This is a genomic window from Streptomyces sp. Isolate_45 (genome assembly GCF_024721315.2).
In the GTDB taxonomy this organism is placed as follows: Bacteria; Actinomycetota; Actinomycetes; order Streptomycetales; family Streptomycetaceae; genus Streptomyces.
In genome coordinates, this window is sequence record NZ_JANFAK020000015.1 from 80655 (window position 1) to 90871 (window position 10217).

At 72.0% G+C, this 10217-nt stretch carries 12 protein-coding genes; 6 read left to right on the top strand and 6 right to left on the bottom strand.

Annotated features, from left to right (window positions below):
• Positions 1 to 128 precede the first annotated feature (128 nt).
• Together NOD94_RS08035 and mca are read right to left on the bottom strand one after the other, a co-directional pair.
• Positions 129 to 371: a hypothetical protein gene (locus NOD94_RS08035; RefSeq protein ID WP_281205049.1), complete on the bottom strand. Its 243-nt coding sequence runs from the start codon at positions 369 to 371 to the stop codon at positions 129 to 131.
• 2 nt (positions 372 to 373) lie between these two features.
• Positions 374 to 1255 carry a mycothiol conjugate amidase Mca gene (gene mca, locus NOD94_RS08040; RefSeq protein ID WP_281205050.1) on the bottom strand — a complete coding sequence of 294 codons (882 nt, stop codon included), beginning with the start codon at positions 1253 to 1255 and terminating at the stop codon, positions 374 to 376.
• Between the two features lie 107 nt (positions 1256 to 1362).
• Here mca and NOD94_RS08045 point away from each other — a divergent pair, with 107 nt between their 5' ends.
• A complete protein-coding gene (locus tag NOD94_RS08045; protein ID WP_281205051.1) occupies positions 1363 to 1779 on the top strand; it encodes a DUF4307 domain-containing protein in 417 nt (138 codons plus the stop codon).
• Positions 1780 to 1954: 175 nt separating this feature from the next.
• The gene (greA, locus tag NOD94_RS08050) at positions 1955 to 2452 is read left to right on the top strand and encodes a transcription elongation factor GreA (protein WP_281205052.1); all 498 of its coding nucleotides are present in this window, start codon (positions 1955 to 1957) and stop codon (positions 2450 to 2452) included.
• A gap of 78 nt (positions 2453 to 2530) precedes the next feature.
• On the opposite strand, the gene NOD94_RS08055 is transcribed toward greA, so the two are convergent.
• The 3 genes from NOD94_RS08055 to ilvA form a co-directional block, all read right to left on the bottom strand.
• On the bottom strand, positions 2531 to 3334 hold the full coding sequence (locus NOD94_RS08055; protein WP_281205066.1) for an ABC transporter permease: 804 nt from the start codon (positions 3332 to 3334) through the stop codon (positions 2531 to 2533).
• A gap of 86 nt (positions 3335 to 3420) precedes the next feature.
• Positions 3421 to 4458, bottom strand: coding sequence for an ATP-binding cassette domain-containing protein (locus tag NOD94_RS08060; RefSeq protein WP_281205053.1), 1038 nt, complete (start codon positions 4456 to 4458; stop codon positions 3421 to 3423).
• A 178-nt stretch (positions 4459 to 4636) separates the two neighbouring features.
• Complete coding sequence (ilvA, locus tag NOD94_RS08065) at positions 4637 to 5869, bottom strand: threonine ammonia-lyase (protein WP_281205054.1); 1233 nt, start codon at positions 5867 to 5869, stop codon at positions 4637 to 4639.
• 247 nt (positions 5870 to 6116) lie between these two features.
• Here ilvA and NOD94_RS08070 point away from each other — a divergent pair, with 247 nt between their 5' ends.
• The 3 genes from NOD94_RS08070 (at position 6117) to NOD94_RS08080 (ending at position 7452) form a co-directional block, all read left to right on the top strand.
• Positions 6117 to 6638: a MarR family transcriptional regulator gene (locus tag NOD94_RS08070; RefSeq protein ID WP_281205055.1), complete on the top strand. Its 522-nt coding sequence runs from the start codon at positions 6117 to 6119 to the stop codon at positions 6636 to 6638.
• Positions 6639 to 6700: 62 nt separating this feature from the next.
• Complete coding sequence (locus tag NOD94_RS08075; protein ID WP_281205056.1) at positions 6701 to 7204, top strand: sigma factor-like helix-turn-helix DNA-binding protein; 504 nt, start codon at positions 6701 to 6703, stop codon at positions 7202 to 7204.
• A complete protein-coding gene (locus tag NOD94_RS08080) occupies positions 7201 to 7452 on the top strand; it encodes a hypothetical protein (RefSeq protein WP_281205057.1) in 252 nt (83 codons plus the stop codon). Before NOD94_RS08075 ends, NOD94_RS08080 begins: the two co-directional genes overlap by 4 nt.
• 39 nt (positions 7453 to 7491) lie before the next feature.
• On the opposite strand, the gene NOD94_RS08085 is transcribed toward NOD94_RS08080, so the two are convergent.
• The gene (locus NOD94_RS08085) at positions 7492 to 8649 is read right to left on the bottom strand and encodes a cystathionine gamma-synthase (protein ID WP_281205058.1); all 1158 of its coding nucleotides are present in this window, start codon (positions 8647 to 8649) and stop codon (positions 7492 to 7494) included.
• Positions 8650 to 8797: 148 nt separating this feature from the next.
• Between NOD94_RS08085 and NOD94_RS08090 the strand changes: the two genes are divergently transcribed.
• Entirely contained in the window at positions 8798 to 9916 is a 1119-nt protein-coding gene (locus tag NOD94_RS08090; protein ID WP_281205059.1) for a hypothetical protein, read from the top strand.
• Positions 9917 to 10217 lie beyond the last annotated feature (301 nt).

The window sequence follows — 10217 nt, forward strand, 5'->3', positions numbered from 1 at the left end:
GCCCGTCCCGGCGCCCCGGTCCGTCCCCGCGCACCGGTCCGTCCCGGCGCCCCGGGCGGTCGGTCGTAGCCGCGCCGGAACAGCCGCCCCGTCGGGTTCTCGGGCGGGGCGGCGTTCGCGTGCGGGTGTCAGCCCGTGCTGTCCGGCTTGGCCGTCGGCGTTGCCTTCGGGCCCGCGGCGGCCGGCTCCGGGGCCTCCTGGAAGTCCACCCGGCCCATGTGCCGGTTCATCGACTTCATCAGGAACCACACGCCGAGCGCGAGGGCCGCGAACACGATGAAGCCCAGGATTCCGGGGGTCACCTTGTTCTTGTCGAAGGTGTCGCCGGCCAGGGGGAGGAGCTGGGTCAGGGCTGACTGCGTAGCGCTCATAGCTACGCATTCTCCCGGATGCCCGCGAAGAGGTCGGACTCGGGGAGGGATGTGTCGACGAACGACTTCGCCAGCTCGTACTCCTCGGTGGGCCAGACCTCCTTCTGGATCTCCATCGGGACCCGGAACCAGCCGCCGTCCGGGTCGATCTGGGTGGCGTGCGCGATGAGGGCCTTGTCGCGGATCTCGAAGAAGTCCGCGCAGGGCACGTGCGTGGTCAGGGTCCGCTCCGTGCGCTCGAACTCCTTCCAGCGCTCCAGCCACTCCCCGTACGGCGATTCCAGGCCGCGCGAGAGGAGGGCCTCGTGGAGGGCGACGGTGCGCGGCTTGTTGAAGCCCTGGTTGTAGTAGAGCTTCTGCGGCTGGTAGGCGGCGCCGTACTCGGCCTCCGGGAACTTCTCGGTGTCGGCCGCGCCGTCGAAGGCCACCATCGTGATCTTGTGGGTCATGATGTGGTCGGGGTGCGGGTATCCGCCGTTCTCGTCGTAGGTGGTGATGACCTGCGGCTTGAAGGCGCGGATCTTCTTCACCAGCTCGCCGGCGGCCTCCTCCACGTCCGCGAGGGCGAAGCAGCCCTCGGGGAGCGGCGGCAGCGGGTCGCCCTCGGGGAGGCCGGAGTCGACGTAGCCGAGCCACGCCTGGTCGACGCCGAGGATCTCGCGGGCCTCGTCCATCTCCTTGGCGCGCACCTCGTGGATGTTCTCCTCGATGTACTTGTCGCCCTGGAGCTTGGGGTTCAGGACGGAACCGCGCTCGCCGCCGGTGCAGGTCACGACGAGGACGGGCACCCCCTCGGACACGTACTTGGCCATGGTGGCCGCGCCCTTGCTCGACTCGTCGTCGGGGTGGGCGTGGACGGCCATCAGTCGGAGCTGCTCGGTCAAGGCGGGATCCTCTGTGATTCGGCGCGACGGTCGGCTTCTATAGTGACCGAACGGGGGGTCGGAAAATTCCAACGGGTGCCTCACCCTCCCCACTGAGAGGAACGATCATGGGCGCGGTGCGCGAAGGGCTCCCCGAAGGCCGGTACGGACGGTCCGAGGACGAGCGTGCGGACCGCAGGCTCAAAGTGGTCGGTTCGGTGCTGGGCGTAGGCCTGCTGGCCGTGGTCGGTTGGATCGGCTGGGACTACGTCGGCGGGCAGAGCGTGAGCGCCGAGATGATCAAGTTCCAGATCCTGTCGGACACCGAGGTCAAGGTGCACCTGGAGGTCCGCAAGGACGCCGGTGTGACCGGTGTCTGCACCCTCAGCTCCCAGGACGAGCAGCACGGCGAGGTGGGCCGCGCGGACTTCACGTTCGCGCAGCGCGACACGCGCGTGGACGAGGTCGTCACCCTGCGGACGACGGGTCGCGCGACGGCGGTCGAACTGGTCGGTTGCCAGACCGCCTCGACCCCGGCCGGCTGACCCCGGACCGCTCGAACGCCCTCCCCTTCGGGACCGGATCCCCGGCGGGTATCCGGAACGCGATGACACACTTCACCCATCGGGTGTCCTCCCCCTTTTCTTCCCGAATTGTTAGGCTCGTGGTTTCGCCCGCCGCCGGCGGCTTTGCATACCCCTGTACCGACGAGGAGCACCCGTGACCCAGACGAGCGATAACGTCACCTGGCTGACGCAGGCGGCGTATGACCAGCTGAAGGCCGAGCTGGACTACCTCTCTGGTCCCGCACGCACGGAGATCGCCACGAAGATCGCAGCCGCCCGTGAGGAGGGCGACCTGCGCGAGAACGGCGGTTACCACGCGGCCAAGGAGGAGCAGGGCAAGCAGGAGCTGCGCGTGCGCCAGCTCACGCAGCTCCTGGAGAAGGCGAAGGTCGGCACCGCGCCCGCGTCCGACGGCGTGGCCGCCCCCGGCACCCTGATCACCATCGCCTTCGACGGTGACGAGGACGACACCCTGGAGTTCCTCCTCGCCTCCCGCGAGTACGCGTCGTCGGACTTCGAGACCTACTCCCCGCAGTCCCCGCTGGGCAGCGGCGTGAACGGCAAGAAGATCGGCGAGGACGCCCAGTACGAGCTGCCGAACGGCAAGCAGGCGACCGTCAAGGTCCTGGCCGTCAAGCCCTTCAACGGCTGATCCCCCTCACGCGCACGCGCGCGAGAGCCCCCGTCCCGGACCGCTCCGGACGGGGGCTCTCGCACGTGCGGAGCGGTCTCAGACGGTCGCCGAGCGGTACTTGCGGACCGCGAGGCTGCGGAAGACCACGATGATCAGCACCGACCAGAGCACGGACGCCAGTACCGGGTTCTGCATCGGCCAGGCGTCCGCGACGGGGTAGCCCTCCGGCAGGTTGCCGAAGAGTTCCCGGGACGCCTGGACGGTGGCGCTGAAGGGGTTCCACTCCGCGATGTGCCGCAGGAAGGTCGGCATGTTGTCGGAGGGGACGAAGGCGTTCGAGATGAACGTCAACGGGAAGAGCCAGATCAGCCCGCCCGAGGTGGCCGCTTCCGGGGTGCGCACCGACAGGCCGATCAGGGCGCCGATCCAGGAGAAGGCGTAGCCGAGCAGGAGCAGCAGGCCGAAGCCGGCGAGGACCTCGCCGATGCTGGTGTGGGTGCGCCAGCCGACCAGCAGGGCCACGACCGCCAGGACGACGAGGGTGAGCGTGGTCTGGACGAGGTCGGCGAGGGTGCGGCCGGTGAGGACCGCGCCGCGGGCCATGGGCAGCGACCGGAAGCGGTCGATCAGGCCCTTGTGCATGTCGTCGGCGATGCCCGCGCCCGCGCCGGCCGTGGCGAAGGTGACGGTCTGGGCGAAGATGCCCGCCATCAGGAACTCGCGGTAGTCCGCCGGGGAGGTGCTGCCGCCGACGCTGATCGAGCCGCCGAACACGTAGCTGAAGAGCACGACGAACATCACCGGCTGGATCACGCCGAAGATGATCATCTCGGGGATGCGGGACATCCGGATGAGGTTCCGCTTGGCTATCACCAGGGAGTCGTTGACGCCCTGGACGATGCCGCCCCGCGGCCGCGGCGCCGCGAGCTGCGGGGTCGGGGAGGTGTCCGGGGTCGGGGAGGTGCCCGGGTTCGGGGAGGTGAGGGTCACTGCGCCGTCTCCTTACGCGCCTTGCGGCCCTTCGCCTTGGCGTCGCCCTTGGCCTCGCCGTCGGTCGGCGCCCCGCCGTTCTCCTCCGCGGCGAGTTCGGCCGCGTGGCCGGTCAGGGAGATGAACACGTCGTCGAGGGTGGGACGGCGCAGGCCGATGTCGTCGATCTCGATGCCGCGCCCGTCGAGTTCGCGGATGACCTCGGCGAGCAGCTTGGCGCCGCCCGCGACGGGCACGGTGAGCTTGCGGGTGTGCTCCTCGACCGTGGCCTCGCCCTTGCCGAAGCCCGCCAGGACCTCGCGGGCGGTGGTGATGTGCTCGCGCTCGTGGACGACGACCTCGACGCGCTCGCCGCCCGTGCGGGCCTTGAGCTGGTCGGAGGTGCCGCGGGCGATGACCTTGCCGTGGTCCACCACGCAGATGTCGTGCGCGAGGTGGTCGGCCTCCTCCAGGTACTGGGTGGTGAGCAGCAGGGTGGTGCCGCCGGCGACCAGTTCCTGGATGATCCCCCACAGCTGCTGGCGGTTGCGCGGGTCGAGTCCGGTGGTCGGCTCGTCCATGAACATCACGGGCGGGCTGACGACGAGGGCGGCCGCGAGGTCGAGGCGCCTGCGCATGCCGCCGGAGTAGGTCTTGGCGGTGCGGTCGGCCGCGTCGGCGAGGTTGAAGCGTTCGAGGAGCTCGTCGGCCCTGGCCTTCGCGGCCCTGGCCTTCATCTGGTAGAGCCGGCCCACCATCTGGAGGTTCTCGCGGCCGGTCAGGTATTCGTCGACGGCGGCGAACTGGCCGGACAGCCCGATGGCCCGGCGGACTTCGTTGGGCTGCTTGAGCACGTCGATCCCGGCGACGACGGCCCTGCCGCTGTCGGGCTGGAGGAGGGTGGTCAGGACACGAACGGTCGTGGTCTTGCCCGCGCCGTTGGGGCCGAGGAGGCCCAGCACGGTGCCTTCGGGGACATCGAGGTCCACGCCGTCCAGAGCCCTTACGTCGCCGAAGGTCTTGACGAGTCCTTCGGCATAGATGGCGCCTGGCATACGGATTCTCCCAGAGCAATTCAGGCCGGATGGTTTCAGGCCAGAAGAATCAGGACTTTCCTGCACAATTCCTGAGGTGACATCGGATGGTCGGTATCCCGACGGCCGTCACCCTATCGCGTTATATCGCGTCCCGCCATGCTTTTCCCCGGACCGTGAGCGGGCGGCGGCCTCGCGTTCAGCCGATGACCGCGTACCCCGCACTGTGCAGGGAACGCGCCACCTCCGCACAGTGTTTGGGCCCCTTGGTCTCCAGGTGCAGTTCCACCTCGACCTCGGTGAGCCCCAGCCGCGGGTCGGTGCGTACGTGGCTGACGTCCAGCACGTTCGCGTCCAGCCCGGACAGCACCCCGAGCAGTCCCGCCAGCGCGCCCGGACGGTCGGTGACCCGCAGCCGCAGCGACAGGTAGCGGCCCGCGGCGGCCATGCCGTGGCGCAGGATCCGCTGCAGGAGCAGCGGGTCGACGTTCCCTCCGGACAGAACGGCGACCACGGGGCCCGCGCCGTACAGTTCGGGCTCGCTCAGCAACGCCGCCACCGGGCTGCACCCGGCGGGCTCGACGACCAGCTTCGCCCGCTCCAGGCACAGCAGCAGGGCGCTGGAGAGCGCGTCCTCGGAGACCGTACGCACGTCGTCGAGGAGTTCGCCAATGATTTTGAAGGGGACGTCGCCGGGGCGGCCCACCTTGATGCCGTCCGCCATCGTGGTCGGGTTGTCCACCGACACCGGGTGGCCGACCTTGAGCGAGGGCGGGTAGGCGGCCGCGCCCGCCGCCTGCACCCCGATGACCTTGACGTCGGGGCGCAGGGCCTTCACCGCGACCGCGACTCCCGCGGCGAGCCCGCCGCCGCCGATGCCGACGAGGATCGTGCGGACCTCGGGGCACTGCTCCAGGATCTCCAGGCCCACCGTGCCCTGGCCGGCGATGATGTCGCGGTGGTCGAAGGGGTGGATGAACTCCGCACCCGTACGCTCCGCGTACTCCTGGGCGGCGGCCAGGGTCTCGTCGACGACCTCGCCGTGCAGGCGCACCTCGGCGCCGTACTCCTGGGTCGCGGCCACCTTCGGCAGCGGCGCCCCGACGGGCATGAACACCGTGGAGCGGACCCCGAGGAGCGAGGAGGCCAGCGCCACGCCCTGCGCGTGGTTGCCTGCGCTCGCCGCGACCACGCCGGCCGCCCGCTGCTCGGGGCGCAGGCCGGCGATGCGCACGTACGCGCCGCGCAGCTTGAAGGAGCCGGTCCGCTGGAGGTTCTCGCACTTGAGGTGGACCGGGGAGCCGGTGAGCGAGGAGAGGTGCCGGCTGCCCTCCATCGGCGTGACCCGGGAAACGCCGGACAGCATCTTCTGGGCCCCCCGGACGTCGTCGAGGATGACCTGGGGGACGGGCTGGGGCACGCGGTAGTTCATACCGCCAGTCTCGCAGCCCCCGCAGGTCACGGCGCAGGGACGACCAGCGGGCGGACAGCCGGCCCGCCCGCTCCGCCCGGGGATCGCAGTCCACGCCGACAGGGGCGAGATCTCGCCATCCGGGACGACCCCGGGGCGGCCGGACCGATGGGCCGCACCAGTTCTCGAACGCGGCGTACGGGCCGCCGCACGGCCGCGTACTCTGTCCCCCATCCTTGTCGGCCCCACGCGAAGAGAGCCCACGGCCATGCCCTCCATCCCGGCCAGTTCCGACCTGCCCACGGCGGCCGAAGCGCCCGCCGGAGCCGGTCTCCTCGACTCGCTCCAGCACCAGGTCGCGGTGTTCGCCCGCCGGGCCGAGCAGACCCGCCTCGGCGGCGTCGGCCAGGCGCGCAACTCGATGGACCGCGCCGCGTACCTGCTCCTGAACCGGCTCGACCTGGAAGGCCCGATGGGCGTCAAGGCGCTGGCCGGCGGGATGGGCATCGACTCGTCCACGGTCACCCGACAGGTCGCCCCGCTCGTCGACAGCGGCCTCGTCAGGCGGACCTCGCACCCCGAGGACGGCCGGGCCGTGGTCCTCGCGCTGTCCCCGCGCGGGCTGGCCCGCCTGGAGGAGGTGCGGTCCTCGCGCCGCGAGCTGATGGCACGGGTGACCGAGCACTGGGCGGAGGAGGAGCGCGAGTCCTTCACGACCCTGCTGACCCGCTTCAACCTCTCCCTGTCGGAGCTGATGGCGGCCGCCGCCGAGGGCGGCCCCGCCTCCTGACCCCCACGCGCTGATCCCGGCCCGTCCGACCCCTTGACCGGGGTGGTGGCACCGGCCGCAAGATGTGGGCTGTGGACCGGCGTTCGGGGCGCGACCCGGAGTTCGAGGCCTTCGTCGCGGGCGCGGCGGGGCGGCTCCTGCACGTCGCGGTCCTGCTGACGGCCGAGCCCCCGTCCGAGGCCGACGCCGCGCGCCGGCTGCTCGCCGGCGCGCTGGCCCGTACGTACGCGCACTGGAGCCGGCTGCGCGACGACGACCCGTACGACCACACCCGGCAGGAGCTGTGCGCGGCTTACGCCCGCACGGCCTGGCGGCACCCGGGCGGTACGGGGGTGCTCGCGCGGCTGAGCCCGTTGGAGCGGCTCGTGCTGGTCATGCGGGTCCACGAGGGCGTCGCCGAGGAGGTCACGGCCGCGCAGCTGGGGTTGCCGCCCGAGCGGGTCGAGGCCGTGTGCAACCGGGCCGTCGCCACCATGCGGGCGGCGTCGAGGACCGGGCGGGGCACGGAGGCCGGGCGAGCCGCGGGCCCGGCACCTGGTGCCGGCTCCGGGCGGGGGGCGGCGTGAGCCCCCTCGACCGCAAGGAGGACCAGGTCAGGAAGCTGATGGAGGGCCCGCACCCGGCGGTGCCGGCCGGGCTCGCGGCGGCCGCCGCCACGCACGGAAGGCGGCTGCTGCGCCGCAGGCGGGCCCTGCGCCGGCTGGGCTGGTCGGTGCTGTTCGCGGCGGCCGTGGCCTTCACGGTGTGGGCCTCGCTGACCCGACCGTGGGTGACTCCGTCGAGCGGCGTCTCCCCGCCCCTGGAAGGCTGGTAGCGCTCCGGGGGCGGGTGACGACGGCCGGTCCGGCGGGTTCTAGCCGAGGGCGCGGGTCAGGTCCGCGATGAGGTCGTCGGCGTTCTCGATGCCGACGGAGAGGCGGATCAGGTCCGCCGGGACCTCCAGGGCCGAGCCGGCCACCGAGGCGTGGGTCATCCGGCCCGGGTGCTCGATGAGGGACTCGACGCCGCCCAGGGACTCGGCGAGGGTGAAGATCTCGGTGCGGCCGCAGACCGCGACGGCCTCCTCCTCGCCGCCCACGACGCGGAAGGAGATCATCCCGCCGAAGTTGCGCATCTGCTTCGCGGCGACCTCGTGGCCCGGGTGCTCGGGCAGGCCCGGGTAGAGGACCTGGCTGACCTTCGGGTGCCGGGTGAGCACCTCCACGATCTTGGCGGCGTTCTCCGCGTGCCGGTCCATGCGCACGGCCAGCGTCTTGATGCCGCGCAGCACGATCCAGGAGTCGAAGGGTCCGGCGACCGCGCCCATCGCGTTCTGGTGGTAGGCCAGTTCCTCGCCCAGGGCCGGGTCGGCGGTGACCAGGGCGCCACCGACGACGTCGGAGTGGCCGCCCATGTACTTCGTCAGGGAGTGCACGACCACGTCCGCGCCGAGCGCGAGCGGCTGCTGGAGGTAGGGGGAGGCGAAGGTGTTGTCGACGACCAGCTTGGCGCCGGCCGTGCGCGCGATGTCGGCGACCACGGCGATGTCGGTGATGCCGAGCAGCGGGTTGGACGGGGTCTCGACCCAGATGACCTTCGTCTTCGGGGTGAGGGCGGCGCGCACGGACGCCGGGTCGGAGGTGTCGGCCACCGACCACTCCACGCCCCAGCGGGAGACGACCTTCGCGAAGAGCCGGAAGGTGCCGCCATAGGCGTCGTTGGGGATGACCACGTGGTCGCCCGGCGCGAGCAGGGTGCGCAGCAGGCAGTCCTCGGCGGCGAGCCCGGACGCGAAGGCGAGGCCGCGGCGGCCGCCCTCCAGCGCCGCGAGGTTCTCCTCCAGCGCGGTCCGGGTGGGGTTGGCGCTGCGGCTGTACTCGTAACCGCCGCGCAGACCGCCCACGCCGTCCTGCTTGTACGTGGACACCTGGTAGATCGGGGGTACGACCGCGCCGGTCTGCGGGTCCGCCGTGTTGCCCGCGTGGATCGCACGGGTCTCGAAGCTCTGGTGCTCGTGGCTGTCGTCGCTCATGGGCAGATGCTATGCCCCGTCCGGGCCGCGGTCCTCTTCTGGCCTGACCGGTGGGCGACGGGCCGCTGACCTGGCCTCCTGACCTGGACCGCCGAGCGGAACGCAGACCATTGGCCTTGGGCCCGGTGTGTCTGGTTCGCTTGGCGGCATGGAGATTCTCTTGGTCCTGATGGCCGTGGTCCTGCTGGTGGCCGTCGTGATGCCGTACGTGCGCCGCAGGCGGGGTGGTTTCGCCGGCGGCATCCGCCAGGTGGCGCCCGGCAGCCCCGACGCCGCCGACCCCGCCGACTACGGCTTCGTACGGGAGGAGCAGCTGGACATCCGGGTGCCCGGCCCCGACCAGGACCTGATGGACGCTCTGGGCAACGTCCAGCGCAGCGGCCACTGGCAGGCCGCGTCGGCCCTGCTCGCGGGGACCCCGAAGGAGGGCGAGCAGCGCTGGCAGCGGGTGCAGTCCTTCGGCGGGGCGGCGGCGCTGGAGCTCGTACGGGAGCCCGGGGCCGGGGCTCGGTGGTTGAAGGCCTGGCGGCTGGAGGCGGAGAAGGACGCGGGCGGCGCCCAGGTGCACGCGGAGCTGCTGGTGCAGCAGGCGTGGCGGCACTCGGGCGGCGTGGGTTCCACCGATCACCGGATCATCCTGGAGGAGGCCCGCGACGCGTGCCGCCGGGCGACGCTGCTGGCCCCGGGCGACCCGGTTCCGTACATCACCGAGCTGGCGGTCGCGCGGGCGCTCGGGTACACGGAGGCGGACTTCGACGTCCTGTGGGCGCGGATCATCGACCTGGCGCCCCAGCACATGGGCGCGCACCTGGCGGCGCTGCACTACTGGTGCGAGAAGTGGCACGGTTCGCGGGAGAAGGCCGACGCCTTCGCGCACGCGGCGGCCGCCCGCGCCCCGCAGGGCTCGCTGCTGGCGGCGCTGCCGCTGTTCGCGGTGTACGAGCACCTGCCCGAGGTCAACCTGGTGCAGACCTTCTACCGGAGCGCGGTCGTGACGCGGGCGGTGGAGGGCGCGATGTACGCGGTGCGCACGGCGCGGCAGGACGACCCGATGCTGGCGCACGTACGGCACCTGCTGCTGGTGTTCCTGGTGAACATGGAGCGCTGGGCGGAGGCGATGGAGCAGGTGCGGCACGTGGACGGGTACGTCGGCGCGCTCCCCTGGTCGACGGCGCCGGACCCGGCCGCGACGTACGCGGTGTACCGGGCACTGGCGGTCGCCGGGTACGAGGCGAACGGCGGCTCCCCGGCGACGCTGCCGCACTGACCCGGCCCCGGCGACGAGGCGGGGGGCAGGCGGGCAGGGTCGGGGCGCCGCGGGAACCCGGATTCTCCGGCCGTCGGCGGAAATGTCCCGTCGGGTGCCGGGGAACCCGGCACCCGACCCCGGAGCGTTGGCCAATGGAGTTGCCGTGAGTGATGATCAGGCCGCATGATTCCGGCCGTGATCGTCAAACGCGCCGCACGCGCGCTCGCCACCCGCTGGGCCCGTACGCGCTTCGACCCGACGGCCTTCGGCCTCCTCCCCCGTGAGGCGCTCGACCCGCGCACCGCCGGCCCCGAGGCCG